Genomic DNA, 26,483 nt, shown 5'->3' on the forward strand with positions numbered 1-26,483 from the left:
CCTATTGCTTGTTGATGGACTGCCACTCGTGATCGAGGACGGCGTGGACGATGCTGTCCCGCCAGCGACCTCCCCGCTGGATGTGTTCCCGGATCCGCCCTTCCACGACCATGCCGGCCCGCTCCATGGTGCGGGCCGAGGCGTCATTGGCGGGCGAGCGTGCGCCCCAGACCCGATGCAGTCCGAGATCGTCGAAGGCGACGGCCAGGAGCAGCCGGACGGTCTCCACTCCGTAGCCACGCCCCCAACTCGACGCCCTGAGGGCGAAACCCATCGTTGCGGTCCTCGGCTGATGCGGGTCGAGCGCCAGACGTCCGAAACCGACCAGATCCCCGTCGGCCCGCTCAACGACGGCCAGTGCGTACTCATGGCGCTCGTCAGCACGAGCGGCCTCGATAGATCGGGCGACGATCTGCTCGACCTGGTCCCGGGTACGCGGATCGAAGGAGAGGTGTTCCGTGGCTTTCGGGTCGCCGTAGATCGCGTGTACGGCGTCCACGTCGGCGGGGGTGAGTTCGCGTAGGAGGAGGCGGTCGCCGAGACGCTGGACCGAACTCGTCATTGCTTGCTTCCTCCGGGGGTTGAGCGTCGGTCAACTGGCAGGTGCTTGTTGAACTGCTCGCGGATGGTGGTCCACCTGGACCGAGAGTGCCGGAGAAAGAGCCTGCCCGTTCAGAGAATCGGCAGCGTGATGCGGCCGGTCAACAGGACGTCGTGATTCGCGAACAGGGAGTCGAGTTCGAAGCGACGACGGATGTACGCCGTCCAGGCCGCGTTCGGCAGGTCCGTGTACGACTTGACCACTCGCGCGCGACTGGCCTGCGTGAGGATCCATCGGGCTCGGTCCCCGTCGGCGGCCCGGCCGCCCAGTTCGCAGGCCAGCCGCCAAAGCTCCTCACCGTCGCTGTGCTCGTCGACAACGGTGACGAGCCCGATGTCGCCCAGGCGGCGCTCGTCACCGGACTGGGTGGTGTAGGCGACAGTGAGGTTTTCGAGAGGGAAGACGGTAACGCGGCTGCTAGCGGTCAGCTCGGCCAGGGACATGGGGGTGAATCCGTTCTGGTGTGGGAAGGCAGAGCGGGCCCGCTCGGAGAGAAGCGGGCCCGGCCTAGCGGAAGCGGATGGGGACTTCCGATCAGCAGCAGGGGCCGTCGCCACAGCAGGCAGGCGGATTGCAGTCGGCGGCCGTGCCCCACAGCCGCTCGTCGACCTCGAAGCCGGCCGCCCGGATCCTCCCGACGACGTCGGTCATCAGGCCGCGCGTGCGGGTCTTGCTGTTCGGCTGGTGGTGGAGGAAGTAACCGAACTGCTCCTGGCACCAGTTGGCGTACCAGTCGGTGTGGAGGATGAGCGTGTGCCAGCCGGGGTCGACCTGCTGGGACGGCGCCATGGCGGCGCCCGAACGGGTCGTACCCATCACATGGACCAAGGCGAGGGCCTGGTCCATGACGCGGTCGGCGACACAGCGCTCCAAGCCGTACTCGGCGGCGCAGAACGCGGCGAGCATGTCGAACTCGGCATCGGTGATCAGGGAACGACCGATGCGAGATTCGGCGGCAACGACGGTTGTCATGACAGGAGTTGGGCAGGACATGGACTCACCTCTCAGTTGAAGGACATGGGAGTGGCCATCTCCCGGAGCGCCGAACACCAGTCGTGCACTCGGGAGTGGGATCTCGCAGCCCGCCGAGCGGGCAAGGGCGCGGACGGGAACGCCGGTCGGCTTCACCTCAGCTGTGGTGACGGCCCAGGGTTTCGAGGTGGTCGCACAGAGCGTTCAGGACACGCGCGAGGCGCCGTGCGTACGTGACGCCGGAACTGACTCCCGGGCGTGGGCTGATGCGCAACCTCCCCCGTGCCTCGCCGACGCAGGCGAGGGCGCAGTAACGCAGGATCTCGCTCTCAGGAATCCGTAGCGCCGCCTGCTCGACCTCGAAGATGAGGAGTTCCAGGTGCGTGCGGAGCTTGAGGGTGAGCGCATCCAGTTCGGCGTAGCTCGGTGGGAGCACGTCCGGTGCGGAATCCGGGTCCAGCAACTGGCGGGCGCTGTCTCGCATCCCCTCAAGATCGGGCGGTACTCGATCCCGGCCCTCGCCGGTTGGTGGATGGGCTGCAGCTTGCCTCACGTTGGCACTCCTCAGCGGCGTTGGCCACGTCTCGGGAGGCCTCACCGCCTCGCCGGAGTCTTGTCGTAGTCCTGGACGCTATGAGCGTGGCGTGGCGAACAGCCAGCGATGTGCACCAATGTGCGCACAGGATGATGAAGAGTTATTAGATGGCTTGGCACCCTTGACTGTGCGCCGCTGAGGAATGACCGTTGTGCACATCGACGCACGGCTCGACATGGAGGGCAGCCATGGCTTTACAGTTCATCGGAATCGACCCGGACACGGGCAAGAACGGGTCGCCAACGGCGTGGGTGGATCTAGAGACCGCGGACATCGTGCTCCAGAGCTACACAGCCGATGAGGAGACGCGGACCCAGTGTGGGGAGAACACGGCACCGGGGCATGCCAAGGGCATTCCCGCCCACGAAACGGTGATCCGCATCCCTGCCCGCCTGGTCCCGATTTTGAGGGAGGCCTGCGATGCCGCAGAACGTGCCCAGCTTTGACGAGCTGATGGAGGCGGCACAACGCTCAGCGGTGCACCTCGAAATGCGCGACCAGTACGCCGTCGGTGACGAGGCCGACGACTACAACACCTGGCTCCGTGACGGTCGGCGCGATGCCGACCCCGCCTCGGAGTACTGGGAGCCCTGGGTCGACATGATCTCCCGTGCGGTCGCCCGTGGAGTCGTCGTACGCCGTGCCCGCGTCGTGTCCGAACCTGTCACCGAGTACATCCGGTACGAGCACGCCGGAACCGCCGTGAACGTGCATGCCGGCGAACAGGTGCGCTGGCTGCCCCGCCGCCGGGCATGCGACCTGATGCTGCCCGGCGCTGACCTGTGGATCTTCGACGGAACACAGGTCCTCTTCAACCACTTCTCCGGGGACGGCAATTGGAGCAATCCGCCCATGGAACTGCGAACTGAACCGAGCATCGTGAAACAGTGCTCGGACGCGTTCGAGGCAGTCTGGGAACGCGCCGTCCCGCACGACGAGTACGAGATCCACTGACAGAAAGCATCACTGGCCAGCTCATGTCCGTCTCCCCGTCTTCCTCAGCCCAGGCCGCGCGCGAGAACGTGGCGCGCCAGCTACGCGATCTGAGGAGAAACTCTGGGCTGACGGTAACTGAGCTGGCCTCCCACTGCGGCTGGCATCACGCCAAGACCTCCCGCATCGAGAACGCCAGGACACCGCCATCACCCACGGACATCCGCCTGTGGTGCCGCGCGACCGGCGCCGCCGACCAGGCTCCCGACCTGATCGCAGCCTCCCAGCACGCGGAATCCCTCTACCGGGAGTGGCGCCAACGCGTACGCACGGGACTGCAGAAGCTCCAGGACAGCTACGTGGAGCTGTACAGGTCGACGAGCCTGCTGCGCGTGTACTCGCCGGTGCTGATCCCGGGACTACTGCAAACCGAGGGATACGCGCAGGCTTTGCTGAGCACCAACGCCCGCCTTCTCGCAGTTCCCGACGACTCGGCCGAGGCCGCAGCTGCACGCCTCCAGCGCTCACAGATCATCCACGAGGCAGGGCACCGCTTCGTGATGGTCATTGAGGAAGCGGTGCTCTACTACCAGCTTGGCAATTCGGACGCGATGGCTGCGCAGTTGGGCTATCTGCTCACTGCGGGGGCGCTTCCGGCGGTGTCGTTCGGCATCATCCCCATGTCGACGCGTGAGCGTGCCTTGTGGCCACAGGAGACCTTCGACGTGCACGACGACACACTTGTGTCCGTGGAACTGCTCTCGGCGGAGGTGAACATCACGCAGCCCTCCGAGATTGCCCTGTACATCAAGGCTTTTGAGCAGCTCCGGGGTATGGCTGTGTATGGGGCGGAGGCACGGGCGCTGATTGTGAAAGCCATCGAGGCGCTGTAGTGACTGTGCGGGCCCTCATTCTTCAAATCTCAGGTCGTTCAATGCCCCTATGAACACCCGCCACGCCTGCCTTCGAACAGCAACTACGGGCCCTCTGACGCACTTTGAGTCGCGTACGAAGGTGCCGTCTGCCGACCTAACGCACTCAACGCACTCCGTCCCACTTCCCCCGCTGTAAGAGGACTTGAACCACGAAAGAGCGGGCGCGGACGGTGCGGTCATCACGTCTCCTTGCTTATACGGGCGATGAGGGCTGCCGAAGACTCAAGGTCGAGCGCCTGTGCGCTCAGGTACTCGAACGCCAACCTATAGCGGTCCAGTTCCTGGGGCTTCTCCATGAAGAGTCCGCCGCCGAGGAGGTCCACGTAGACCACATCCAAGTCGGGCTGCGGCCCGCGCAAGACGGCGAAGCTGCCAACCGCCGCTGCGTGGGCTCCTGTTGAGAAGGGGAGCACTTGGACGGTGATGTTCGGGCGCTCGCACATGGTGAGCAGGTGTCGCAACTGTTCGCCCATGACCTCACGCCCCCCGACGCTGCGTCGGACTGCGGCTTCGTCGATCACAGACCAGATGTGCGGCGGCTCCTCCCGCTCAAGGAGTTCCTGTCGCTTCATGCGGATGTCCACCATGTGCTGCACTTCCCGCTCCGCGCACTGAACCTCCGAGGCCCGGTGAACGGCCTCGGCGTACTTGCGGGTCTGGAGAAGCCCAGGGATGTACATGCAGGCGTAGTGATCCTCGCGTACGACCTCGTCCTCAAGCGTGAGCATGAGGTTCATGGAGTCGGGGATGGGGTCGGCGAGTGATCGCCACCAGCCCTGAATCCTGGCCCCCTTGGCGAGTTCGACCAGGGCCAGCCGCTCTTCATCGGTCGCTCCGTATTCGCGACAAAGCGCGTCCACGGCCGGCCACTTGACCGTGCCTTCCTTCGTCTCGTAGCGACTCAGCGTTGCCTTGGAGATGCCGACGCGCGCGCCTGCTTCCTCAAGGGTCAGACTCTTGAGTTCGCGTAGGCGGCGCAGATCCGCGCCCAGTTGGCGCCTTCGCGTGGTGGGTCCAATCGGCATGCCTACAAGCCCTTCGTGTCGATCCATCAGATCGTCCTGGTTGCGTGCGCAGGTCGGCAAGGCGGTGTGCGCTGGGGGCGTGAGATTTGGCGGTGCGCTCCTCCTCGACTCTCATGAGAGTTCCATTTTGAGAGTTCCAATGCAACTCTAGGTGCGTGGCCGAGTGCGCTGTGCAACTCGGCGGGGGTGAGAAGGAGTTGCACATGGACTGCACCACCTGCATGCCAAGGAAGCCCTGGGACCTTCACTTTCTGGCGGAGCCCGAGGAAGTCGCAGGCCTACGGCGCGTACTTCGGATCCATCTCGGGCTCTGGGGCTTGGACGAGCTCATCGACGCGGCCCAACTCTGCGTCAGCGAACTCGTCTCCAACGTGATCACGCACGTCGGTCCCGGCACCCCCACGACCCTCGCGGTCTCCATGAAGGACACCCGCCTTCGGATCGAGGTCTACGACCCCGACACCCGGGCTCTGCCCACGCTCCTCAACCAAGGCGTCAACTCCGAATCCGGACGAGGGATGGAGCTCATCACCTGCATCTCTGACCGTTGGGGCGTGCAGCTTCTCGCCGACCGCAAGATGACGTGGTGCGAGCTCTCCACCACGCTGACCTCCCCTAACGGCCACCGCGGCGGACCCCGCATCACAAGAGCGGAGGAGGTGCTCGACCTCTACAGCGAGGGGAAGCTGGTGCCCGCGGGCAACTCAGGTCGGCTGGGCGCAGCCTTGGCGGAAGAGGCAGCAATCGGTGCGATTGCTGACCTCCTCCACTGGCTCCGAGCGCACGGCCGTGATGCCGATGATGCGTTGGATCGTGCGCAGATGCACTTCGAAGCCGAAGTGGAAGCGGGGGTGGTGGGCGGCTCGGTGTGAAGCGCTACCCCGCTTTGATCGTCGAGTACGTCCAGACATCCGCCGGGATCTCGTGCTTCAGCATCCACGTGATCGCCATCGGCTTGCTACCCGTGTGCTTCTCGTACTCCGCAGGGCCGAGCAGTATCCACGGCTGGGCACCGCCGATGTCGGTGCTCTTGTAGCGGCGTACGAAGAGCAGGACATGGCTTCCCTCAGCGACGTGACGCTGATAGCGAAGGCCAGTGGGGGAGGTCTCGGACGTCTGGTTCTGGGACTCCCAGTGGAAGAGAGTCTCGCTCTGCGCGTAGTCGTGATACCGGGTCTGCGGTGAGAAGTCCTTCTCGTCCTTCTCCAGCGTGATGAGGAGAGCATCCGTCTTGATCGAGTCGCACCACTTCACACCCTCGCGGAAATCGGCCGGCATGAAGCCCCCGATGTACGACTGCCCCAGCGCAGGCAGGATCTCCTCGCGGCTGTACGAGGCGTGCACGGTGAGGGGGACGCCACTCGGACCGCCCAAGCCCAAGAGAGGGATCGGCACGTGCTCGGTGTGAGCGAGGTTGTACTCCAGCACCTGGCGCAGCTCACTTCGGAAAGCGTGCTGCTTACGCAGGGTGGCAAATCCGGCGTCGTAGTTTGCGTACCCCTTGCGGACAATGCCGCCGAGTGGCCACAACTGGAAGAACAGCATGCGGGCGTAGGCCTGTCCCTGCTCATCGAGGGTGCTGTAGGCAGGTGCGTCGTCTTCCAACATCCGCGTGTACGCAGCAACCCGGACCGGGTCGTCTACGTGTAGGAACGCGGAGACGCGCTTGAGGAGTGAGCTCTCTCCTTCCGGCGCCTCTCCCTTCAGGAGGCCGGAGCGGCGGAGTAGACCCGTCCAAGAGTTCCCGTTGCCCCGGTAGAGCTCCTTGAGCTCGCGTCCGCTCTCGTCCAGGTATTGGCTGAGCTTCAGTTCGGCGTAGTCCGCCACCTCGCGGGCCAGGGCAGTGACGTTGACGCCGATCTGGTCCTTGATGTTGGCGATGATGGTTTTCTTGGCCTTCTCCTCAAGGAGGATCTCGCAGCCGGACGGGAGTTGCGGGAAGTCATGCTCGATGTTGTCCAAGAGCCGCTTGCGGGTCAGATTCGTCAGAGCGCGGAACTGGTTCTCGAAGCGGAACTCCTTACGGTGCTGCCCGATGAAGTCGAGCACGGTCAGCACCGCCTTGTTCTCGGTACGCCGGAGCCCTCGGCCGAGCTGCTGCAAGAACACAGTTGAGCTGGACGTGGGGCGCAGCAGGAGTAGGGTGTCTACGTCAGGGATGTCGAGGCCCTCGTTGAAGAGGTCGACCGAGAAGATCACCTGCAACGCCCCGGACTTGAGGTCATCCAGCGCCTGCTTGCGCTCATCGGCAGGGGTTCCGCCAGACAGGGCAACGGCGTTGAGGCCGGCCTTGCGGAAGGACTCCGCCATGAAGTGCGCGTGCTCGACAGAAACGCAGAAGCCCAAGGCGCGCATGGCACTTGGATCGGCCACCTTCTCCTCAACGGCCTTCAAGACCAACAGCGCCCGCGCATGATTGGCGGACAGCACCTCACTCAGCGCGCTTGCGTCGTACGCCCCGCGATGCCACTTCACCGCGCTCAGATCGGTGTTGTCGCTGATACCGAGGTAGTGGAAGGGGCTCAGTAGGTCGTTCTCCAAGGCTTCCCACAGCCGCATCTCGGCAGCGATGCGCCCATCGAAGAACTCGTCCTGGATGTTCTTACCGTTCATGCGCTCGGGAGTCGCGGTCAGTCCGAGCAGTTCCAGCGGCTCGAAGTGATCGAGGATCTTTCGGTACGTCGGTGAAGTCCCGTGGTGGAACTCATCGATCACGATCACATCGAAGTGATCAGCAGCGACGCGCTCCAGCGTGCGCGCGTTCAGTGACTGCACGCTGGCGAAGACATGCGTCCAGCGCTCAGGGATCTCTCCGCTGTGCAGGGACTCGCCGAAGTTCGCGTCTACCAAGACGTCTTGGTAGGTCCGCAGGGACTGCTGGAGGATCTCCTTGCGGTGAGCGACGAACAGCAGCCGTAGGTCGCGCCCGTGCTTCTTCCGCAATTGCTTGTAGTCCAGCGCTGCCATCACAGTCTTGCCGGTGCCCGTCGCCGCAACCAGCAGGTTCTGATGCCGGTCATGCACCTCCCGCTCGACTTCGAGGCGCTCCAGCATGTCGCGCTGGTGCGGATAGGGGCGTACTTCGAGGCCGGACAAGGTGATTCTGCGATCCGCAGCGGAGGTAGCGGAGGAGCCTCCAGCGATCGCCAACGCTTCCTGGAGCCGAGCCCCGTCGGCATCGGGGTCGTACAACTCGAAGGACGGATCACTCCAGTACGCCTCGAAGGTCGCGTCGAACTTGCGCAGTACGTCAGGCGTGGCGATGGACGACAGCCGGACGTTCCACTCCAAGCCATCGAGCAGCGCGGCCTTGGAGAGGTTGGAGCTGCCGACGTACGCGGTGTCGTAACCACTGTTCCGACGGAACAACCATGCCTTGGCGTGGAGTCGCGTCGACCGCGTCTCGTAGCTGACCTTGACCTCGGCGTTGAAGTCCTGCACCAGTCGATCCAGCGCGCGCCGCTCGGTCGCCCCGATGTAGGTCGTCGTGATGACGCGTATCGGCACGCCTCGGTCACGAGCGGCTTGGAGCGACTGCTCGATGATGCGCAGGCCGTGCCACTTCACAAAGGCGCAGAGCAGGTCGACGCGATCAGCGGTGGCGAGCTCGGCTCGCAACTCGAAGCCGAGGCTGGGGTCATCGGGTGAGTTGGTGATGAGCGCGGTGTCGGAGAGCGGGATGCCTGGGCGTACAGCGAAGACGCCGGGGGCCTCTTGCCTTGTCAGCGCCAGGAGTTGGCGTGGTCCCTCTGCCACCAATTCCACCCACTCCAGCGCTCCCTCAAGAGTGCTGATGGAGTCCAAGATGTGGTTCGTCGCGTATACCCGCTCCTCGGCGGGGATGTTCTGCAGTACGCGGCGCACCGTCCGGGCGATGTGTCTTGACAGGACATAGGGAACGGACTCGTCTCCCACTGTGTCGCTCACGGGACGCCACCCGAGGCTCGCGAACTCCTTCAGCTTCTGCTCGAAGCGCACCGTGATGAGCTCCTCGTACAGACCCACGGCAGGCTGCGCGAAATCCCCCGACTCAGACACTCTGGCTCCCTTGATCGCTCATCAACTGTGCTCATGTGTAACAGAGGGCACTGACAGTGCGCAGGCGATGGCCGCCTGCCGGATCGGGAGAGCGCGACTTGTCTGCCATAGCTGCAGCGGCTTGTTGCACTGCCCTAGAGTTGTTTCATGCCTCAAGAGAAACTTGGAAGAATCCTCAGCTCAGTTGCCATGCGGATGCGTGCAGACTTCGAGCAGTCAAGAAACTTCAGTCACAACGGCGAAGCGGGAACTTCTAGAGAAGCTCTTGTTCGCGAGTTTCTCGCTAGCTATCTACCATCCCATGTGGAAACGATACATAATGCCGAGATCGTCACGGCTTCAGGTGAAACATCTCCCCAGTGTGACATCGTTCTCGCGGATCGAGGAACTCCGCCTTTTACAACCCTGAACGGGTATCGGATCCTTCCGAACGAGTGCGTTTATGGTGTTGTCGAAGTGAAGACCAAACTGGATAAGGAGAAGCTCTTGGATGCTTGCGGCAAGATTAGTAAGCTGCGGCGCATGTCGAAGGATTCGTATCGCCCGACGCCCGGACTTGTACCGCGAAAGACATCGGCTTACGGGAAAACCTACGACTTCTTCCCAACTTCTGGAATCGTCATTGCTTTTGATGGTCTCAAGCTAGAGACCATCGGTAATCATCTTATGGAATGGTGTCAAAGTCGGCCGCCAGTCGAGTGGCCTGATAGCGTGTGGGTGCTAGGTAAGGGTCACCTGCAATGGCAGAATCCTCGTAGTCACCTTCTTGAGCGCTCACCCGAGCCGGGGTCTCTATTGGTGCAAATAGATACAGATGTATCTCAGGATATTCTATTAGCTCTCGCGTTGCACTTGAACATTCACTTCTCTGACGCGTGGATGAATCCTCTAGACCTCGTACCGTATGCGGGAGCCACTCGGCTTGGTGTCATTTCACGTCGATGGCGTATGACTCCCGCAGGCCAGCCACTCAAGATGCTGGAAGGTCCGTGAGGGAGAAGGGATTAAGGATGTTCAAGGATCTATTCAAGTGGTACTGATTCTCCGATGAAGCTGCCATTTTCCGATCTGTAAACTATTTCCACCCCGTATGATTCGCACAGGTCAAACATGTCTAGGTCGGGCTTCGCGGGGAGAAGGATGACGCGCTTGGGCGGCTCGGGATGGTCCTCGGTTCGCACGTAGCGGCTGTAGTCCAGAATTTGGCCTAGGGCCATCCTTACTTCCTCGCGTGCGCTAGAACCCTTAGCTTCGTAGAGTACATGTTCCGTTGCGTCATAGAGGTCTGTCTTTAGGGTGGATGTGAGGCCCTTGACTTTAATTTGGAAGGCGCCAGTTTTGCGCCCGACGGCTTTGAGATAGGCCATGTAGGTACTGGTCAACTCGGCTTCATGACGCACGGCGATGTAGGCTGCGGCTGACGAGCGGAGACTCATCTTCTTGTTAAATTTCTCTGATGCGACGAACGTGCCGCTGGTGGCGGCATTCGCTGCAGCTTTTCGTAGAGAGCTCGCCTTTTTCCTGCGCTTGCTGGGACCTTCCAGTGCGCCGGTAGTCGCAGGGTCAGTGTGAAGATTGGCCGTTGTAACTACCTCGAAGGGGACAAGTTCCCACGTGGTCTCTGTCGCGGCTGGGATCAAGTTCTTTGATGACTTTTGGAATTCTCCATCCGGTCGAAGGCGAAAAACAATTACATTGCGCTCCTTGCGGTCCTCGCCGTGCACTCTGCGCCATACGTAAGGTTCCAGCGCATCCAGAGTGAATTCCCCGATGTATTCATGAGTCTTGGTGCCACTATTGGGCATAAAGCCGACCTGAGTGAATACTCGTAGCGTGCGGTCCTGTTCAGCGTGGCGGAGGATGGCTCGGTTGCCCGAGCCTGCGGCTCCGGCGAACGTCTGATTGCCGGACTTCCCTGCCCCTGTGTACTCGAAAATGGGCCCCAGTTCGTCTTCCTCAGCCAGCCAACCGTCGTAATATCCATTGACTTCTCCGACGGTGGGGTCCGAATAGAGGTTGACGCTCCGCTTTTCAACGGAGGAGCATATGCCGCCCTGCCCGCTTCCTCCGAATACCTTCCTGATCTCCGCTCGTGTGCGTATGTCGCCGGAAACGATCGTGTCAGTCCTCGTCGTCATGTCATGACCCTAACAAGTGTCAACGCGGTGACTTTGAGGGGGTGATGATGAGCGAGCGGGCGATTTTGAGGAAGGCTCGTTGATGTCGGCGCATGGTTCCCACCGCACGCGCCGGTGCCAAAGGCTATGCAGTTGGATGCAGCCCTTCAAGGCCTGCACGTACCTGGAACCGGCCAAGTAGTGAGGCTAGTCAAGGTGACCTGTTTGCCCTGGATAGGCAGCCACCAGCTCCGCCAGTTCGTCCGCCGGCCAGTGCAGTACCGTCGCTAGGAACGGGAGGGGCAGCGTCTCCCTGAACTCGCCGGTTCCTCGGTGGGGAGCGGCCATGACGACCGGTATGCGCATGACCTGGGTGCTCGACGGACGTGGGTGGGTCACGTGCACCGTCGAAGATCACCAGGCGAAGGCAGAGTTCAGCGTCTCCTACATCACCAGCGCTCCCGAGGATCTGCTGACGGCCGTGGCTCGACTCGTCTCCGGCGAAGCGGAGACTCGCGTGCAGTTCGAGGCAGAACCCACCGCCTACCGCTGGATCCTCTACCGGCGGGCCGATGACGTTTGGATCCGGGTGCTGGAACTGCGCGACGGCCGCGACCACGACAACAAGGGTACGGAGATCTGGTCGGGTCAGCTTGGCATCGACGTACTCGGTCGATCCGTGATCCGCTGCTTCGACGAGGTGGCTCGGACCTACGGCGAGAGCGGCTACCGAGGCAAGTGGGGCGAGCACTTCCCCCGAACCGAGCTCGAAGCCCTGAGACGCCTCTGGCGCGCCCACCGCTCCGACGAGTCATAGCCCGCCACCACCGGCTCCGCCACTGGCCTTTGCAGTTCCGCTATCGGGAACGGGCAGGACAGTTTCCCGCCTACTTCGACTGCGAGACCTCGCCTCCGATCCCCGTCTCATTGCCGTCAGAGTCGCGAAACACCCACTTGCACACGTTCCCGTGCCGCTCCACCTCCACCGGCCGCAGACCCCGCTCAGCGATCCGTGCGATTTCGGAACCGGGATCGTCCATCCAGACCATGCTCACAGCGCCTCCGGCCCGCTCGGCGTCTTCGACGATGTACATGTACCGGTCCTCGGCCAACTGCCACACCGCTTCGACGTCGTTGGGGTAGAACGTCGGCTCCGCGCCGAACAACTGCTTGTACCACTCCAGAGCGCTCGCATAGTTGCGCACTGCAATCCCCGCGAAGATGCCTACAGACACGACCGACTCCCGTTCTCGCAAGAGCAACCCTGGGCGGACAGCTGCTCGTCAGAAGGCAGACTCCACCGAGTGGCAAGACTCATCGGGTGACGGCACTACGACGGCGACACACAGCACGGGTGAGAACGCCGTCGGCCTTCGCCAGGTAAGGAACCGCAGCGGCACATGAGTTCTATCCGCGGTCACTGAGCGTTTCAGCAGCCCGGGCACAGGGTGGGGACGGTTGCACCCGGCCCCACCGTCTCAACCCCACCTCACCGAGCCCCACACCTACCTCGGCGAAATCGCCCCGTCATACACATTCCCCGGAGTAACAACCCCCGTGACCGCCCGAGCAATAAGCGTGGACGGCTCCTGCCCCCCACTCGTGATGTCCGTGTTGATCATGATGACCAGGGTGGCCTTCTTCGAAGGCAGATAGACGGTCACCGTCTCGTAGCCCGGGATGGAGCCGTTGTGCCCGATCCAGCCGCCGGTCTCGAAGATGCCGAGGCCGTAGCTGAGGCCGGGGAGGCCGGTCGGCAGTGTCCTCAGGCGCTGGGCCTGGGTCTCGGGGCTCAGCAGCTTGCCGGTGGCGACGATTTCCGCCCAGTGGCGCAGGTCGTGCAGGTTGGAGATCATCGCCCCGGCCGCCCAGGCCCAGCTGGGGTTCCAGTCCGTGGCGTCGGCGACCGCGCCGGTCAGCGTCTGGTTCGTGTAGCCGCGCGGGTGCGGCTCGGGGAATTCGGGTCCCTGCGGGAACAGCGTGTGGTCCAGGTGGGAGGGCCGTAGGACCCGCTTGTCGATGACGTCGGCGAGCCGCTGACCGCTGACCTTCTCGATCACCAGGCCGAGCAGGACGAGGTTGGTGTTGGAGTACTGGAACTCCGTTCCCGGCGCGAAGGTGTTCTTGTGCTTGAAGCCGTACGCGAGCACTTCCCGAGGTGTGAAGGAGCGCTGCGGGTCGCTCAGCAGGTCCTGGACGAAGCCCGGATCGGAGGTGTACGGGAACAGGCCGCTGCGCATCTCCGCGAGGTGGCGCAGGGTGATCCGGTCACCGTTCGGTACGCCGCGCACGTAACGCGAGATCGGGTCGTCCAGCCGGATCCGGTGGTCGTCGACGAGTTCGAGCAGCGCGGTGACCGTGAAGGTCTTGGTCTCGCTGCCGATCCGTACGAAGCCGTCGGTGGTCATCGGGCGGCGGGTGGCGGTGTCGGCGACGCCGGTCGCGCGGACGTAGCTTCCCTTGCCGGGCATCCACACCCCGACGACGACACCGGGGATGCCGGCCTGTCGACGGACATCCTCGATCGCCTTGTCCAGCTGTGCGGTCACCTCGGGGCCGAGGCCGCCCGGAGGGCAGTCGTCCTGGTGGTGCCGGTCGATCCTTGGGGTCTGGACGGCCGCTGCGGGAGCCGCTGCCATCGGGACCAGAGCAGCACACGCCACGAACAGCGTTGCGGCGAGCATCCGGAGGTGTGGGGTACGTCGCATCTGGGGGTGCCTCTTCCAGTCACGGCAGTCACGGGCTCGGACGGCAACATCACCATCGGCGGCTCGTCGCTAACGTCCCCATCCGATCGCGTACCGGTGAGTCCACTCGTTCGGAGCCGCGCGGGTGGCTGAGGCGGCCCTGCCCCAGGGCTGTGGCGGGGTTCGCTGACAACTGCTGTGGGTCTCGCCCGCGTTGCCCGGCCGTGCGCACGACCTCAGCGCGGCCCGCATCCACCGGATCATCCGGGTGATCCGGATCTGCGAATGCCAAGGCGTCCCGTCCTCGCCGACCGTGCCTGTCCGGGAGCCGGCCCGGGGGCATCGGTCCCCCTGCTCCCCGGCGGGCATGGTTCCGAACGTTGTGCGATCGAACCGCGCTGCCACACCGAGGCGAGGCGTACGAGGCGGAACTCGCCGAGGAGTATCCCCAGACCGACCGCCCCGGCGTCCCCGCCCGCTCCACCTGCCGTGACGCCCCTGCTGGGCTAGCCTGGGACGAGGACGGGCCCCCGCGTACGGGGCCACACAAACCGGGGCAACGACAGCGAGCCGCCGCTGACACATCGCGTCGGGCGCGTGGGACCGGGGGCTCCTCCTCATCACGCCATTTACGTCGGACGTGTCCGTGCCTACCCGTGACCCCGGCCATCGTCACCCACCCTGACCTCCCCGCAAGGAGGGAAGCAGTATGAATCGTCACGGACGTTACGCACTCCTCACCCCGCTCCTGGCCTCCGCGCTGGCTATGCCGCCTGCGATGGCCGCCCAGGCGGCTCCTGCAGACGAGCTGGGCGTCGCGCTCGCCGCGCCCTTCAACCCGTCGTGCAAGTTGGTGAAGGCGCCAGATGCCCCAGGCGAATTCGACCTCGTCCTTGCCGGGTTCAAGCCGAGGCAGGAGGTGAGAATCAGCGGCCCCGAGAAGTTCACACGTCAGGTCAACAAGCAGGGTTCCTTCACCGAGCAGGACGTGAAGAAGGGGACGTACACCGCGACAGTCCAGGTGAAGAAAAAGAAGGTGTCGGTCCCCTGCACGAAGCCGCCCAGGTCGCCGGCCGTCGACATCACAGAGGCGAGCGCGAATCTGGTCAGCCCCGGCCGTAGCCAAAGTGTCGACTGCCGTAGGCGCCAACGTGCGACGTTCGGGGGCACGCTCACCGGGAAGGGAACCGGATCGGTGAAGTACGTGTGGACCAGCAGCGACGGCAAGCGTGCTGAGCGCACCCTCAACTTCACGGGCCCCACTGCCACGGTCGAACAGTTCTCCGTGACGATCCCAGCCCGCGAGAAGCGTTCGGACCCTCGCCCCAGAGTGACCGTCCAGCTCAGGGTGCCCAAGCAGCAAGGCCAGGAGGGAGTCTCGTCGAGCAACGTGACGCTCGTCCTCAAGTGCAGGTTCCCCTCGTGATCGACGTCAGGCGGCTCGTACGGAGGCTCCGTACGAGCCGCCTGACGGAGGAGACCGGCTGCTGGGGGTGAGGGCCGCACCCCCAGCGCACCCTCACGGAGAAGAAACCCTCAACCCCCGAAGCCGTCCCGTGTTGTCGAACGACCCGAAGCCCACCCTCCCGGAGGCGAGCGTCGTGTCCACGGCCGTCATCAGTGGCCGTTTCGAGCCGTCGACGTAGACCGCGATCTCGCCCGTGCCCGCGCAGCGCACCACCCGCACCTTGTGCCAGGCCGTGTCGGTGATGGCCGGCGGGGCGCCCGTCGTGCCGTTCCACTGGTCGTCGATGCGTAGGCGGTCGGAGTCGTCGACCACGAAGATGCCGTTGTGCGGGTAGATCGTGTTGTCCTGGGACAGGTGGGCGTAGGAGAACTTCGTGTCCGACTGGTAGTCGAAGACGATGATCACGTCTCGGTTCGGAGTGTCGACGGGGGTGTCTATGCGGACTTCCGCGTCGATCCGTACGTCGCCGTACGCCGCCGGGCCCGCCGTCAGTACCGCGTACTCGTACGGGCGGCGCGGGCCCGGGCGCTGGACCCCGGCCTCCGCGAGGACGGCCTCGCGGCCCGGGAAGCGCCACTTGGACGGGGTGACGGGAGCCCAGTTCCGGCCGTCCATGACGTGGGTGAGCTGGGAGCCGGTGGTGTCGCAGGACGCGAACTCGCGCGTGCCGGTGATCTTCCAGATCCTGCCGTTGGCCTTCGACAACAAATACAACTCACCTTCGGCGTCCCGGCCGAAGTGCAGGTCCACCCGGGGGTCCTCGGCCAGGTCTCGCATCGTGACGCGCTTGCCGCTCGCGTCGTACAGCATCAGGTCGTACAGCTGCGCCAGTTGCCCGCTGCCGCGCCGCATGTCCTTGGTGTCGGCGAAGAGCAGACGTCCGTCGACGATGTCCCCGAAGACGTATTTGCCGCGCAGTGCGGGCAAGTCACTGCCCCGGTAGACGAAGCCGCCGACTACCGCCCGGCCGACGTCGGAGGTGCAGTCCCAGTCGGCGGGCGGGTCGTGGTCGTAGGCGACCACGGGGTAGACGTAGCCGTACTTCTCGTCGTCCTCGGGGAGCGGGAGGATCTGGTCGCAGGGGTCGGTGGCCGTCTTGTCGAAGACGAACGGGCCTTCGCGTTCGCTCCAGCCGAAGTTGTCGCCCGCGCGCACCTCGTAGACCGACTCGACGGCGTGCTGGCCGATGCTGCCGACGTACATACGGTGGCTGCCCGCCGGGTCCCAGCTGAAGCGGTGCGGGTCGCGCAGGCCGTACGCGTAGATCTCGCCCAGCGCTCCGGGAGTGGCGGTGAACGGGTTCTGCGCCAGGATTCCGTACTTGCCGTTCGCGCTGTTCGTGCCTCGCGGGTCTATGCGCAGGATCTTGCCGTGCGGGAGGGAGAGGGTCTGCGGCTCGGTGTTCCTTACGCCCTGGCCGCCGTCGCCGACTGCCAGGTAGAGCAGACCGCGGTCGGGGTCGTGGGGCAGGGCCGTCGGGTTGAAGTCGATCTGCTGGATGCCGTGGATCGTGCCCGCGAAACCGATGCGGAGGATTTCGCGGCGGGTGCCGCTGAAGGTGTCCGCCGAGGGGTCGGCGGCGGTCCACTCGGTGACGATGCCGTGGTAGACGGTGGAGGCCTGCTGGCGGTAGTCGGGTACGGCCGTGGTGGCGGAGGCCAGTTCGGTGTGCACGGTGTAGAAGCGGCCGTTGCGGCGGAAGTCGGGGTCGAAGGTGACGAAACCGAAGCCCTGGCCCAGACCCCGGCTGGCGAAGAACGCGGGGGAGAAGGTGGCGGCGATGTCCAGGTAGAGCGCGGGGCTGCTGCCGTCCTTTACCAGGTACAGCTTGCCGTTTAGGTCGGGCACCGCCTTTCGGCCCGAGCGGTCGGGGAGTTCGCTGAGGTAGTTGATGCGGGCCTGCCGCATCAGCCGGGGATCGGTGACCGGGCCGGGCGGCGGATCGGTCTTCGGGAAGGAGGCGTACTCCTCCACGGTCAGCCCGATGCCGGAGGCGGCGGGGCGCTCGGGGATGGGGTCGGTGAGGGGGCCGGTGGCAGCCGCCGCGAGCGCTCTGCCGGGGAGTGCGACCAGGGCCGACAGCAGCAGGGCCAGGGCGATCAGAAGGATCAGAGGGGCGTGGGCTCCGGGTCTGGTGCCGGGAGATGTGGCCATGCGTACGTCACTACTCCTATGTCGACGTGGGCCGTCAGCGGGCGGCCATCAGGCGGTACTGGGCCCGTATCCGGTCGCCGCCCACCGCGCTGTCCAGGAACATCAGGCTGTCCATGCGGCAGTCGCAGGGATTGCGTTCGACGGTGTTCTGCGGGAAGCTGCCGCCGATCTTGATGCCCCGGGGGTCGGTGGGTGAGGTGCGGTGCGGGCCCGGGGCCGCGAGGTCCCAGGGGTCGCCGGGGACGGTGTAGGAGCCGTCCAGCGGCCGGCCGTTGCGGTACAGCGCCATCGCCCCCGTGTCGAAGTCGAAGGTGGCGGCCAGGAAGACCCACTCGCCGATCGGCAGCAGCGTGCGCCAGTCCTGGGATGCGGCGAACGTCTGCGAAGCCGCTCCGTCGACGCGCCGGCCCAGGGCTACGAGTTTCAGCTCGCCGTTCACCTCGATGATCTCCAGCAGGCCCCGCACCGCGTGGCCGTCGGAGTCACCCGACAGCACTCCGGCCAGGCCCACGGCACCGTAACGGTCGTCCGGGGCGGCCGTGTTGGTGTTGAGGGCCGGGTTCGGGCCGCTCATCTTGAACCAGCCCATCACCGTCATCCCCTCAACCCCTTTGAACGCCCGGAGAGTTGGCACGCCGGACGGCCCGTACACCCCCGCCTTCCAGTCGTCGTTGCCCTTCGCGTCCGGGGTGATCTGCCGTACCTGGAGCGAGGTCCGGCTGCCCCGGTGCGCTCCGTCGTCCGTGCGCATCCGCGCCCCGCCGCCGATCAGGTCGATGTCGGTACGGGAGAAGCCCAGGTCACGTTCGCGCGCCGGGTTGCCGCGGACCGGGTGCTCGAAGTCGTAGTACGCCGCCAGGTGGGGGCGTAGGGAGGGGAGTACGCTCCCTTCTCCTCTTCCTCCGCCTGCGGGTGCCGCTGCTGTGGTGGCCAGGGCGGTCAGCAGTGCGGCGACTGCTGCCGCGAGCGTGTTCCGTCTGCTGCGCATCTACGTTCTCCTTGGAGTCATCGGCGTGCGGGCCTGCCGCCCAGATACAGCTCGCCCAGCTGTGGGTCCGCGAGCAACTCCCGTGCCGGGCCCGCGATATGGACCCGGCCGAGGTCGAGGACACAGCCGGTGTCGGCGGCCTCCAGGGCGCGCCGCGCGTTCTGTTCGACCAGCAGTACGGCGGTCCCCGCGTCCCGCATCCGGACGATCTGCTCGAAGACCACCCCGGTCGCCTTGGGATCGAGCCCCATCGACGGCTCGTCAAGGAGCACGACCCGGGGCTCGACCATCAGCGAACGCGCGAACTCCACCTGCTTCTGCTGCCCGCCGGAGAGCAGCCCGGCCAGGCTCGTCCACCGCTCGGCCACGACCGGGAACAACTCCCGTACGAAGTCGGCCCGTTCGGCGACGAGCGCCTTGTCCCGCAGGGTGTAGCCGCCGAGCAGGACGTTCTCGGCGACCGTCATCTCCCTGAACACGCTGTGGCCTTGGAGGACATGGGCGACTCCGGCCGCCAGCATCCGCTGCGGTCCACGGCCGGTGACGTCCTCGCCGTCGACGAGGATCCGGCCCGAGCGTGGGGTGAGGAGACCGCTGGCCACCTTCAACACGGTGGACTTTCCTGCCCCGTTGGGCCCGACCAGGCAGACGATCGCCCCGGCCGGTACGCGGACCGTCAGCCCGCGCAGGACCAGCGCCGCCCGGCCGTATCCGGCGCGGATGTCGTCGAGTTCGAGAAGGAAGGCCGGGTCGGTGCCGGAGCTGGCCCCCGAGCCCGGGTCGGTGTGCGCGTCAGACGCCAAGGTATGCCCCGAGTACTCGTTCGTCGGACTGGATCAGGGAGGGCGGGCCCTGTGCGATCGGCCTGCCGCGGTCGAACACGACGACGTGGTCACTGAGGCTCATGACCATGTCCATGTTGTGCTCGACGATCAGGAACGTCCGTCCCTCGGCGTTGAGTTCGCGCACCAGGTCGCCGATGCGGTCGATGAGCGCCGGGTTGACCCCGCCCGCCGGCTCGTCCAGCAGGATCAGCTCCGGCTCGCTGGTCAGTACGCCCGCCAGCTCCAGCAACTTCTGCTGCCCCCAGGAGAGTTGGCGGGCCTCGGCCTGCTCCAGGTGCTCGATGCCCATCCGGGTCAGCCAGTAACGGGCCCGCTCGGTCTCCGCACGCGTGCCCGAGCGTCCGAGCTGTCCGGTGAGACCGTGCGGCCGGACGGCGGCCAGGAGGTTGTCCAGCACGGTCATCCGGGGGAAGACCCGGCAGAGCTGGAAGGAACGCCCGATGCCGGCGCGGGCGATCCGGTGCGGGGGCCTGCCCGTGAGGTCGCGTCCTCGGTACGTGACGCGACCGGAGTCCGGGCGGATCATCCCGGTGACACAGTTGAAGAAGGTCGTCTTGCCCGAACCGTTGGGCCCGATCAGGGCGTTGACCTTGCCGTGGTGGAAGGTCACGCTGGCCGAGTCGAGTGCGGTGACTCCGCCGAAGGCCTTGGTGAGCCCGGTGGTCGCGAGGCTCGGCTCGGGCTCCGCGTCGGACTCCGCGTCGGGCTCCACCTCGGGTGCCCTGTCAGGTGCCGCTTCGTTCACTGTTCCTCACCTCCGTCGTGTCGCGCCCGTCGGTCTCCTCGAACTCCCCGCCCCGCTCCCGCAGTTCGGCCGCGGTCACCTCCCGTATGGAGGCGTCGCCGGTCCGGCGGAACCGGCCGAGCAGGGCGCCGGCGGCCGGGATGACGCCGTCCGGCATGAACGTCACGACGACGCCGAGGAGCAGCCCCGCCACGACCAGATGCAGAGGTGTGTCCCCGTACTCGACCTTGGAGTACTCCAGGGCGTACCCGACGATCAGCGCTCCCAGCAACGGCCCGTACAACTGGCGTACGCCACCGAGCAACGCCATCAGCACCATGTACGACCCGCTGAGGATGGAGAACTGGAAGACCGGGTCGAGGTCGCCGAACCACAGGGCGTACAACCCGCCGGCCAGCGAGGTGAAGGCGGCGGAGACGACGAAGACCACCAGCTTGTACGTGAACGTGGGGATGCCGAGCGACTGCGCCTTGTCCTCGTCCTCGCGGATCGCCTTCAGGCCCATGCCGAACCGTGAGCGGTCGATGACCCACCAGACCAGCAGGGCCAGCGCGAGCAGGGAGAGGAAGAGGAAGTAGAAGGTGCGGTGGTGCTCGGCACGCAGCATGCCGGGGAAGGGCCGGGGTACGACCAGGCCGCGCGAGCCGCCGGTGAGGGAGGCCCAGCTCTGGAAGACCAGCAGCAGGATGAGGACGAGGGCGATGGAGACGATGACGAAGGAGGCACCGCGTACCCGCAGGGCGGCGTAGCCGACCGGGACGGCGAGCGCCGCCACCAGCACGGCGGCCACGAACAGCGCGGCGAAGGGCGGGAGTTCGCCCTTGGCGACCAGCAGTCCGGTCCCGTACGCCCCGAGTCCGGCGAACGCCCCATGTCCCAGGGAGACATAGCCCGTGAAGCCGCCGACGAAGTTCCAGGAGGTGGACAGCACCGCGTAGTTGAGGATGGCGATGCCCACGGTGATCTCGTAGGGGCTCGGGGCCATGGACGGGAAGGAGAGCGCCACGGCGGCTGCCAGGAGCAGGACGCCGAGATGGACGTACCGGGGATGGACGAGTCTGGACCTGAAGTCAGAAGAATCAGAACCGTTGCGCAAGCCGCCCCCCGAAGAATCCCTGCGGCCTGACGGCCAGCGTGGCGAAGAGCGCGACGTAGAAGACGGTCTGCGCCCAGGTGGTGGACAGTTCCAGTTGCAGCAGGCTCTGCAGGATGCCCAGCGTCATGGCGGCGATGGCGGCGCCCGGCACACTGCCGAGTCCGCCGACGACGATGATGGCCATCAGCGGGCCGATCCAGTGCCAGTGCAGCGAGGGGTAGATGGTGGTGTCGAGGGCGAGTGCCGTGCCGCCGACGGCCGCCGTGGCGAGACCGAGGCCGAACCCGTAACCGGCGATCCGGTCGGTGTCGATGCCCAACAGCCGGGCGGCGTCCGGGTGTTGGATGGTGGCGCGCAGGGCCTGGCCGAACCGGCTGTGCTTCATGAGGAGGTAGAGGCCGAGCAGGGCGAGTGCGGCCATGCCGAAGGCGATCAGCTTCACCACCGCCACGCGTGCCCCGAGGAACTCGATGCTCGCGGAGCTGTAGCCGAGCCGGACCCGGCGCTGGGTGCCGCTGAACGCGTACCCGAGCAGCCCCTCGATGACCAGCGCCACCGCGAACGTGAGCAGCACGGACATCATGGTGAGCGTCGCCGGGCGGAGCCGGGTCAAGAGCAGCCGTTGCAGGGCGACGCCCGCGGCGAAGAACAGGGGCACGGTGACGACCAGGGTGAGGAGCGGGTCGACGCCGGTCTCCCGGTGCGCGAACCAGGCGAGGTAGGCGGCCAGGATCAGAAAGGCGGAGTGGGCGATCATCACGACGCGCATCACGCCGAAGTAGAGGGTGAGGCCCGCCGCCAGGAGGGCGTACAGCCCACCCAGCAGCACGCCGAGGACAAGGCTCTGGAAGACGAGGCTCGCGGAGGGCACGCCGGCCTCACCACTCCGGCTTCGGATAGACCAGACCGGTTTCCTTCTGCGCCTCGGGGAGCACGATCTGGATCTCGCCGCCGACCCACTGCTGGATCATGTGCGCGCTCTGCGGCCGGCCCTTGTCGTCCCACTTCAACGGGCCCACGACGGTGTCCACTTGATTGCCGCGGAGCCACTCCACCAGCTTGCTCTGGCAGTCCGGGTCCTGGGAGGCGCACTGGGCGGCCTCGACGGCGGCGGCCACCACCTGACCGGTCGTGTAGGCGTTGGCCTCGTCCTCCTCCGGCGCCTTGCCGAACTGCTCGGTGTACTTCTCGACGAACTCCTTGTTGGACGGGTAGTCGGCCTTCTGGGTGTAGCCGGTGGGCGCGAGGATGCCCTCGGTCTTGTCGCCGATGGCCTTGGCGAACTCCGGCTGGGTGGGCGCGGTGGAGAAGGCGGCCAACTTCGGCTGGTAGTCGAGCTGTTGGAGGGCGACGATCAGGTTGACGCCGTCCTGGTACTGGGTGCCGCCCACCACCATGTCGGCCTTCGAGTCGGCGATCTGGGCGGCGATGCTGCCGAAGTCGGTGGTGTTGGGCGGGTAGACCTCGTCGGCGACGGTCCTGACGCCGCCCTTCTCCAGCTTCTCCTTCAGCCCGTACGCGGTTCCCTGGGCGAAGGGGTCGTCCATGGCGGCGTACGCGACCGTCTTGGGACGCTCGCTCGCCGGCATGGCCAGGATGTGGTCGGCCAGGAGGTTGTAGTGGTCGTCGGCGACGGCCGGAGCGGCGTAGAAGAGGTTCTTGAAGCCCTGCTCGAAGACCTCCGGGGCCGCGCCCGCCGGTTCGACGAAGAGCATCCCGTACTCCTCGGCCAGCCGCGCGGACGGGACGACGAGCCGGGTGGAGAACGGCCCGAAGAGCAGGTCGACCTCGTCTCTGCCGATGAGTTGCTCGTAGTCGGAGACGACGCGGTCGGCGTTGGACTGGTCGTCGAGGATCTTCAACTCGACCTCGCGGCCCAGCAGTCCGCCCTTGTCGTTGACGATCGTCGCCCAGGCCTTGTAGCCCCGTTCGACACCCTTGCCGGGTTCGGAGAAGTCGCCGGTGAGCGGTAAGGAGACACCGATGACGATGGGGTCGTCGGCGGAGTCCTGGGAACCGGCGCCCGAGCCGCAGGCACTGGCGGCGAGTAACAGGGCGAGGGTGCCGGCGGTGATCCCTGCTTGTCTACGGCCTTGTTTGCGGTGCGTTCTGGTCATCGCTTGACACCCCTCGTGACTTCCGTGTGGTGGCGATCGAGCCCGCGGTAGACGTAGTGCGGGGCGTCGGTCCTCGACGCTCGCGACAAGGTGCGTACGAGAGCGTGGTCGGGGGAGAGCGCGCAGGCGGGGTCGGTGCGGGCGGCGTCACCGGTGAGCGCGTGGGCCTGACAGCGGCAGCCGCCGAAGTCGATCTCGCGGCGGGGACAGCCACCGCAGGGTCCGGTCACCATCCACTCGGTGCCGCGATAGCGCTCGAAGGCCGGGGAACTGGTCCAGATCCACTCCAGGGACCGGTCGCGTACGTTCGGTACGTCGTCCGGGCCCAGCAGGTCCCGGGACGCGGGGCAGGGCAGGACGGCGCCGTCCGGGGCGACGGTCAGCGACACCGCGCCCCAGCCGCCCATGCACGGCTTCGGCACCCCGTCGAAGTGGTCCGGTATGACCCACACCAGCTCGGTGGTGCCCGCCAGTTGCTCCCGCCGGCGCTCGACCGCCTCCCGGGCGCGGGACAGCTGGTCGCGGGTGGGCAGCAGCGCGGTGCGGTTGCGCAGGGCCCACCCGTGGAACTGGACGTTGGCCAGCTCGATCCGCTCGGCACCCCAGGCCACACCCAGGTCCACGATGTCGTCGACGGCGTCGAGGTTGTCGCGGTGCAGAACGACGTTGAGGCCCAGCGGCAGACCCGCGTCCCGTACGAGACCGGCGGCCCGTTCCTTCGCTCCGAACGACCGGTGACCGCCGATCCGGTCCGACGCCACCGGATCCGCGTGCTGCACCGACAGCTGCACGCTGCGCAGTCCGGCGGACACGAGCGCGGACATCCTCGCCGCGCTCAACCCGACGCCACTGGTGACCAGTTGGGTGTAGATCCCGGCTCCCTCGGCAGCGGCGACGACAGCCGTGAGATCGCGGCGGAGCAGCGGCTCGCCACCGGAGAGATGCGTGGTTACGACGCCGAGGTCCGCCGCCTGCCGGAACACGTCGGCCCATTCCTCGGCGGAGAGTTCGTGTGAACGGCGCGTGAGTTCCAGGGGGTTGGAGCAGTAGGGGCAGTGCAGCGGGCAGGCGTGGGTGAGTTCGGCCAGCAGGGCCCAGGGAGGCGGCGGAGCCGTATCCGGAGGTGGGCTCGTCATCTCAGCCAGCCCTCCTCGCGTACCCGGTCCAGGAACCGGGGTACCTCCTCCGCCACGGGGGCGCCCGGGAAGCGTGCCGCCAACGCGTCGACGATCTCGCCGACCTGTCGGTGCCCGTCGCAGAGCCGCAGGACATCCGCCGCCCGGCCGCTGAGGACCACTACCCGCTCCGGCAGGACCAACAGTTCCGCCTGGCGCACCCGGTCGTGGCGGAGCACCACCGAGCGCGCCAGCGCCGGCCGCCACCCGGTCCCAGCCAAAGTCCCAGTCCCAGTCCCAGTCACCGTCATACGCGCTCCTTTCGCTCACCGTGTTCGATCGCGTCGAGCAGCGACCACAGCACGTCGCACTTGAAGGCGAGGGCCGCCACGGCACGCTCCTGGTCGGCCTCGGTGCGGGCCCAGTCCAGGACGAGGCCCAGTGCCTCGCCGCTGTCCTGTCGGCCCTGGGTCTCGCGAGTACGGAAGTACGCGAGCCCGTCGGCGTCGATCCACCGGTAGTGACGCTCGAACGCGGCGATGCGCGTGCGCATGATGCCCGGCGCGGACAACTCGGTGAGGGACGCCGCGACGGCCTCCAACGGGGAGCGGAGCCGGCAGAAGTTGACGTATCCGTCCACCGCCAGCCGTACGCCGGGCAGTACTCCCTCGCCGGACAGCAGCTCGGCCCGGTCGAGCCCGGCGGCCTCGCCCAGCCGCAGCCACCGCTCGATGCCGCCCTCTCCCTCGGCCCGGCCGTCGTGCTCCTCGATCCGCCGCAGCCACATCCGGCGCAGTTGCGGGGTGCCCAGCTTGGCCAGGACCAGGGCGTCCTTGACGGGGATGTGCCGCTGGTAGTGGAACCGGTTGAGGATCCAGCGGCGCAGCTCGTCAGGGGTCAACTCCCCTTGATGCATACGTATGTTGAAGGGGTGACGGTCGTGGTAGTGGTCGCGGGCCACGGCTCTCAGCCGATCCTCGAAGTGCCGATCCTCGAAGTGCCGATCCTCGAAGTGCCGATCCTCGAAGTGCCGATCCTCGAAGTGCCGATCCTCGAAGTGCCGATCCTCGAAGTGCCGGTCCGCGAAGTGCCGGTCCTCGAAGCCCCTCGCGGCACCCAAGCCGCTGTCTGTGCTCACAGTTGGATCACCATTCCGTCTCCGGCCACCTCGATGCCCCGGTCGGCCAGCTGCTTGTACTGCGGTGCGTTCGGATCGACGAGGGGATTGGTGTTGTTGAGATGGGTGTAGAGACAGCGGGCGCGAAGTGGCACCAGGCGCTCGGCGGTGCCGCCCGGTCCCTCGATCGGGAGGTGCCCCATACCGGTCGCGGTGCGGGTGGAGATGCCCGTGCGCCGGGGCTCCTCGTCGTCCCAGAACGTGCCGTCGACGATCACGCAGTCGGCTTGCTCGGCAGCGGTCTGCAGAGCGTCGGGCCAGGCGGCCAGCGCGGGGGCGTAGACGACCGTCGTCCCGTTGGCGCGATCGGTGAGAAGCAGGGCCACGACCCAGGAATCACCGTCGGGCACGGGCAACTCGGCCGCGTAACGGGGGCGTTTGGCGGAGACGGGGATCGCGCTGATCGTGAGGGACGAGTCCTCGGTGAGCGGTACGGGCCGCTCCGGGGGCAGTTCGCGCCAGGTGAGGGGGGTGTACGGGCCGAGGATGGCCTCCAGGCGCAGCCCGGTGAGCAGTGCCTCGCGTACGGGGTCGGTGGCGAGCAACTCCAGTCCGCCGGCGCCGGCTTCGCGCAGCCGGGCGATGCCGAGGGTGTGGTCGAGTTCGGCGTCGGTCAGGATCAGCCCGTCGATCGGGGTCCGCCGCGAACCGGGACCGGGCTGCAGGGCCGGGCAGTCCTCGATCTGGTCGCCGATGTCGGGGGTGGCGTTGATCAGATACCAGTGGTCGTCGGACGCCTGTACGGCGAGAGAGGCGTGGCGGCGGCGCCAGTGCGGGTGTGCACGTGCCCCGGAGCAACCGGGACACGCACAGTTCCACTGGGGTACGCCACCGCCCGCCGCGCTGCCGAGCACGTGCAGCAGCACGGCGGCGGG

Annotated in this window: 28 protein-coding genes and 1 pseudogene; 8 read left to right on the forward strand and 21 right to left on the reverse strand. The window is 66.3% G+C overall.

Annotated elements, in window-relative coordinates:
• Window position 1: 1 nt before the first annotated feature.
• The 4 genes from LUX31_RS29545 to LUX31_RS29560 form a co-directional block, all read right to left on the reverse strand.
• A complete protein-coding gene (locus LUX31_RS29545) occupies window positions 2-562 on the reverse strand; it encodes a GNAT family N-acetyltransferase (RefSeq protein WP_235478346.1) in 561 nt (186 codons plus the stop codon).
• 110 nt (window positions 563-672) lie between these two features.
• Entirely contained in the window at window positions 673-1,044 is a 372-nt protein-coding gene (locus tag LUX31_RS29550) for a hypothetical protein (RefSeq protein WP_235478347.1), read from the reverse strand.
• Between the two features lie 91 nt (window positions 1,045-1,135).
• Window positions 1,136-1,573 carry a hypothetical protein gene (locus tag LUX31_RS29555; protein WP_235478348.1) on the reverse strand — a complete coding sequence of 146 codons (438 nt, stop codon included), beginning with the start codon at window positions 1,571-1,573 and terminating at the stop codon, window positions 1,136-1,138.
• Window positions 1,574-1,730: 157 nt separating this feature from the next.
• Window positions 1,731-2,057 (reverse strand): DUF6415 family natural product biosynthesis protein, encoded by a 327-nt coding sequence (locus LUX31_RS29560; protein ID WP_235478349.1) that lies wholly within the window; start codon window positions 2,055-2,057, stop codon window positions 1,731-1,733.
• 299 nt (window positions 2,058-2,356) lie between these two features.
• Here LUX31_RS29560 and LUX31_RS29565 point away from each other — a divergent pair, with 299 nt between their 5' ends.
• Genes LUX31_RS29565 through LUX31_RS29575 form a run of 3 tightly spaced genes read left to right on the forward strand, consistent with a single transcriptional unit; the run spans window position 2,357 to window position 3,994 of the window.
• A complete protein-coding gene (locus tag LUX31_RS29565; RefSeq protein WP_235478350.1) occupies window positions 2,357-2,614 on the forward strand; it encodes a hypothetical protein in 258 nt (85 codons plus the stop codon).
• Window positions 2,589-3,122 carry a DUF6879 family protein gene (locus tag LUX31_RS29570; RefSeq protein ID WP_235478351.1) on the forward strand — a complete coding sequence of 178 codons (534 nt, stop codon included), beginning with the start codon at window positions 2,589-2,591 and terminating at the stop codon, window positions 3,120-3,122. Before LUX31_RS29565 ends, LUX31_RS29570 begins: the two co-directional genes overlap by 26 nt.
• A 23-nt stretch (window positions 3,123-3,145) precedes the next feature.
• Window positions 3,146-3,994 carry a helix-turn-helix domain-containing protein gene (locus tag LUX31_RS29575; RefSeq protein WP_235478352.1) on the forward strand — a complete coding sequence of 283 codons (849 nt, stop codon included), beginning with the start codon at window positions 3,146-3,148 and terminating at the stop codon, window positions 3,992-3,994.
• Window positions 3,995-4,009: 15 nt separating this feature from the next.
• Here LUX31_RS29575 and LUX31_RS29580 read toward each other — a convergent pair whose 3' ends face one another.
• A complete protein-coding gene (locus tag LUX31_RS29580; protein ID WP_235478353.1) occupies window positions 4,010-4,216 on the reverse strand; it encodes a DUF397 domain-containing protein in 207 nt (68 codons plus the stop codon).
• Window positions 4,216-5,061 (reverse strand): helix-turn-helix domain-containing protein, encoded by an 846-nt coding sequence (locus LUX31_RS29585; protein ID WP_235480105.1) that lies wholly within the window; start codon window positions 5,059-5,061, stop codon window positions 4,216-4,218. The genes LUX31_RS29580 and LUX31_RS29585 overlap by 1 nt, the downstream gene beginning before the upstream one ends.
• Before the next feature lie 203 nt (window positions 5,062-5,264).
• Between LUX31_RS29585 and LUX31_RS29590 the strand changes: the two genes are divergently transcribed.
• On the forward strand, window positions 5,265-5,933 hold the full coding sequence (locus tag LUX31_RS29590) for an ATP-binding protein (RefSeq protein WP_235478354.1): 669 nt from the start codon (window positions 5,265-5,267) through the stop codon (window positions 5,931-5,933).
• A 4-nt stretch (window positions 5,934-5,937) separates the two neighbouring features.
• Here the strand turns inward: LUX31_RS29590 and LUX31_RS29595 are convergent, their stop codons facing one another.
• Window positions 5,938-9,099, reverse strand: coding sequence for a DUF3427 domain-containing protein (locus LUX31_RS29595; RefSeq protein WP_235478355.1), 3,162 nt, complete (start codon window positions 9,097-9,099; stop codon window positions 5,938-5,940).
• Between the two features lie 147 nt (window positions 9,100-9,246).
• Here LUX31_RS29595 and LUX31_RS29600 point away from each other — a divergent pair, with 147 nt between their 5' ends.
• Window positions 9,247-10,092 carry a DUF6602 domain-containing protein gene (locus LUX31_RS29600; RefSeq protein ID WP_235478356.1) on the forward strand — a complete coding sequence of 282 codons (846 nt, stop codon included), beginning with the start codon at window positions 9,247-9,249 and terminating at the stop codon, window positions 10,090-10,092.
• Window positions 10,093-10,121: 29 nt separating this feature from the next.
• Here the strand turns inward: LUX31_RS29600 and LUX31_RS29605 are convergent, their stop codons facing one another.
• A complete protein-coding gene (locus tag LUX31_RS29605; protein ID WP_235478357.1) occupies window positions 10,122-11,237 on the reverse strand; it encodes a hypothetical protein in 1,116 nt (371 codons plus the stop codon).
• A gap of 325 nt (window positions 11,238-11,562) precedes the next feature.
• Between LUX31_RS29605 and LUX31_RS29610 the strand changes: the two genes are divergently transcribed.
• Entirely contained in the window at window positions 11,563-12,033 is a 471-nt protein-coding gene (locus LUX31_RS29610) for a hypothetical protein (RefSeq protein WP_235478358.1), read from the forward strand.
• Window positions 12,034-12,103: 70 nt separating this feature from the next.
• Here LUX31_RS29610 and LUX31_RS29615 read toward each other — a convergent pair whose 3' ends face one another.
• On the reverse strand, window positions 12,104-12,451 hold the full coding sequence (locus tag LUX31_RS29615) for a VOC family protein (RefSeq protein WP_235478359.1): 348 nt from the start codon (window positions 12,449-12,451) through the stop codon (window positions 12,104-12,106).
• A 270-nt stretch (window positions 12,452-12,721) separates the two neighbouring features.
• Window positions 12,722-13,924: a serine hydrolase domain-containing protein gene (locus tag LUX31_RS29620; protein WP_235478360.1), complete on the reverse strand. Its 1,203-nt coding sequence runs from the start codon at window positions 13,922-13,924 to the stop codon at window positions 12,722-12,724.
• 169 nt (window positions 13,925-14,093) lie between these two features.
• Between LUX31_RS29620 and LUX31_RS29625 the strand changes: the two are divergent.
• Together LUX31_RS29625 and LUX31_RS29630 are read left to right on the forward strand one after the other, a co-directional pair.
• Window positions 14,094-14,239 (forward strand): annotated as a pseudogene (locus tag LUX31_RS29625) (IS5/IS1182 family transposase); the annotation flags it as partial.
• 442 nt (window positions 14,240-14,681) lie between these two features.
• Window positions 14,682-15,329, forward strand: a complete 648-nt coding sequence (locus LUX31_RS29630) for a hypothetical protein (protein ID WP_235478361.1) — start codon at window positions 14,682-14,684, stop codon at window positions 15,327-15,329.
• A 93-nt stretch (window positions 15,330-15,422) separates the two neighbouring features.
• Here the strand turns inward: LUX31_RS29630 and LUX31_RS29635 are convergent, their stop codons facing one another.
• From LUX31_RS29635 to pqqB, 11 genes are read right to left on the reverse strand one after another with little or no spacing between them, the layout of a single operon-like run.
• Window positions 15,423-17,525: a PQQ-dependent sugar dehydrogenase gene (locus tag LUX31_RS29635; protein ID WP_235478362.1), complete on the reverse strand. Its 2,103-nt coding sequence runs from the start codon at window positions 17,523-17,525 to the stop codon at window positions 15,423-15,425.
• A 34-nt stretch (window positions 17,526-17,559) separates the two neighbouring features.
• A complete protein-coding gene (locus LUX31_RS29640) occupies window positions 17,560-18,513 on the reverse strand; it encodes a LamG domain-containing protein (protein ID WP_235478363.1) in 954 nt (317 codons plus the stop codon).
• A gap of 17 nt (window positions 18,514-18,530) precedes the next feature.
• Window positions 18,531-19,316, reverse strand: a complete 786-nt coding sequence (locus LUX31_RS29645; RefSeq protein ID WP_235478364.1) for an ABC transporter ATP-binding protein — start codon at window positions 19,314-19,316, stop codon at window positions 18,531-18,533.
• Window positions 19,306-20,103, reverse strand: coding sequence for an ABC transporter ATP-binding protein (locus LUX31_RS29650; RefSeq protein ID WP_235478365.1), 798 nt, complete (start codon window positions 20,101-20,103; stop codon window positions 19,306-19,308). Before LUX31_RS29650 ends, LUX31_RS29645 begins: the two co-directional genes overlap by 11 nt.
• Complete coding sequence (locus LUX31_RS29655; RefSeq protein WP_235478366.1) at window positions 20,084-21,199, reverse strand: branched-chain amino acid ABC transporter permease; 1,116 nt, start codon at window positions 21,197-21,199, stop codon at window positions 20,084-20,086. Before LUX31_RS29655 ends, LUX31_RS29650 begins: the two co-directional genes overlap by 20 nt.
• On the reverse strand, window positions 21,183-22,070 hold the full coding sequence (locus tag LUX31_RS29660) for a branched-chain amino acid ABC transporter permease (protein ID WP_235478367.1): 888 nt from the start codon (window positions 22,068-22,070) through the stop codon (window positions 21,183-21,185). Before LUX31_RS29660 ends, LUX31_RS29655 begins: the two co-directional genes overlap by 17 nt.
• Window positions 22,071-22,077: 7 nt before the next feature.
• The gene (locus tag LUX31_RS29665) at window positions 22,078-23,316 is read right to left on the reverse strand and encodes an amino acid ABC transporter substrate-binding protein (RefSeq protein ID WP_235478368.1); all 1,239 of its coding nucleotides are present in this window, start codon (window positions 23,314-23,316) and stop codon (window positions 22,078-22,080) included.
• Window positions 23,313-24,452 carry a pyrroloquinoline quinone biosynthesis protein PqqE gene (gene pqqE / locus LUX31_RS29670; RefSeq protein ID WP_235478369.1) on the reverse strand — a complete coding sequence of 380 codons (1,140 nt, stop codon included), beginning with the start codon at window positions 24,450-24,452 and terminating at the stop codon, window positions 23,313-23,315. Before pqqE ends, LUX31_RS29665 begins: the two co-directional genes overlap by 4 nt.
• A complete protein-coding gene (gene pqqD, locus LUX31_RS29675; RefSeq protein WP_235478370.1) occupies window positions 24,449-24,712 on the reverse strand; it encodes a pyrroloquinoline quinone biosynthesis peptide chaperone PqqD in 264 nt (87 codons plus the stop codon). The genes pqqE and pqqD overlap by 4 nt, the downstream gene beginning before the upstream one ends.
• A gap of 26 nt (window positions 24,713-24,738) precedes the next feature.
• The gene (gene pqqC, locus LUX31_RS29680; protein ID WP_443046011.1) at window positions 24,739-25,569 is read right to left on the reverse strand and encodes a pyrroloquinoline-quinone synthase PqqC; all 831 of its coding nucleotides are present in this window, start codon (window positions 25,567-25,569) and stop codon (window positions 24,739-24,741) included.
• Window positions 25,566-26,474 carry a pyrroloquinoline quinone biosynthesis protein PqqB gene (gene pqqB / locus LUX31_RS29685; protein ID WP_235478371.1) on the reverse strand — a complete coding sequence of 303 codons (909 nt, stop codon included), beginning with the start codon at window positions 26,472-26,474 and terminating at the stop codon, window positions 25,566-25,568. Before pqqB ends, pqqC begins: the two co-directional genes overlap by 4 nt.
• Window positions 26,475-26,483: the final 9 nt, after the last annotated feature.

This window comes from Streptomyces sp. GQFP (assembly GCF_021545335.1).
In the GTDB taxonomy this organism is placed as follows: Bacteria; Actinomycetota; Actinomycetes; order Streptomycetales; family Streptomycetaceae; genus Streptomyces.

Excerpts from the sequence above, each read along its gene's own strand:
- LUX31_RS29635 (WP_235478362.1), bottom strand. The coding sequence starts at position 17,525 with ATGGCCACATCTCCCGGCACCAGACCCGGAGCCCACGCCCCTCTGATC.
- LUX31_RS29565 (WP_235478350.1), top strand. The coding sequence starts at position 2,357 with ATGGCTTTACAGTTCATCGGAATCGACCCGGACACGGGCAAGAACGGG.
- LUX31_RS29600 (WP_235478356.1), top strand. The coding sequence starts at position 9,247 with ATGCCTCAAGAGAAACTTGGAAGAATCCTCAGCTCAGTTGCCATGCGG.
- LUX31_RS29585 (WP_235480105.1), bottom strand. The coding sequence starts at position 5,061 with ATGCCGATTGGACCCACCACGCGAAGGCGCCAACTGGGCGCGGATCTG.
- LUX31_RS29605 (WP_235478357.1), bottom strand. The coding sequence starts at position 11,237 with ATGACGACGAGGACTGACACGATCGTTTCCGGCGACATACGCACACGA.
- LUX31_RS29580 (WP_235478353.1), bottom strand. The coding sequence starts at position 4,216 with ATGACCGCACCGTCCGCGCCCGCTCTTTCGTGGTTCAAGTCCTCTTAC.
- LUX31_RS29620 (WP_235478360.1), bottom strand. The coding sequence starts at position 13,924 with ATGCGACGTACCCCACACCTCCGGATGCTCGCCGCAACGCTGTTCGTG.
- LUX31_RS29555 (WP_235478348.1), bottom strand. The coding sequence starts at position 1,573 with ATGACAACCGTCGTTGCCGCCGAATCTCGCATCGGTCGTTCCCTGATC.
- pqqE (WP_235478369.1), bottom strand. The coding sequence starts at position 24,452 with ATGACGAGCCCACCTCCGGATACGGCTCCGCCGCCTCCCTGGGCCCTG.
- LUX31_RS29665 (WP_235478368.1), bottom strand. The coding sequence starts at position 23,316 with ATGACCAGAACGCACCGCAAACAAGGCCGTAGACAAGCAGGGATCACC.
- LUX31_RS29610 (WP_235478358.1), top strand. The coding sequence starts at position 11,563 with ATGACGACCGGTATGCGCATGACCTGGGTGCTCGACGGACGTGGGTGG.
- LUX31_RS29590 (WP_235478354.1), top strand. The coding sequence starts at position 5,265 with ATGGACTGCACCACCTGCATGCCAAGGAAGCCCTGGGACCTTCACTTT.
- LUX31_RS29560 (WP_235478349.1), bottom strand. The coding sequence starts at position 2,057 with ATGCGAGACAGCGCCCGCCAGTTGCTGGACCCGGATTCCGCACCGGAC.
- LUX31_RS29545 (WP_235478346.1), bottom strand. The coding sequence starts at position 562 with ATGACGAGTTCGGTCCAGCGTCTCGGCGACCGCCTCCTCCTACGCGAA.
- LUX31_RS29570 (WP_235478351.1), top strand. The coding sequence starts at position 2,589 with ATGCCGCAGAACGTGCCCAGCTTTGACGAGCTGATGGAGGCGGCACAA.
- LUX31_RS29575 (WP_235478352.1), top strand. The coding sequence starts at position 3,146 with ATGTCCGTCTCCCCGTCTTCCTCAGCCCAGGCCGCGCGCGAGAACGTG.
- LUX31_RS29640 (WP_235478363.1), bottom strand. The coding sequence starts at position 18,513 with ATGCGCAGCAGACGGAACACGCTCGCGGCAGCAGTCGCCGCACTGCTG.
- LUX31_RS29550 (WP_235478347.1), bottom strand. The coding sequence starts at position 1,044 with ATGTCCCTGGCCGAGCTGACCGCTAGCAGCCGCGTTACCGTCTTCCCT.
- LUX31_RS29630 (WP_235478361.1), top strand. The coding sequence starts at position 14,682 with ATGGCCGCCCAGGCGGCTCCTGCAGACGAGCTGGGCGTCGCGCTCGCC.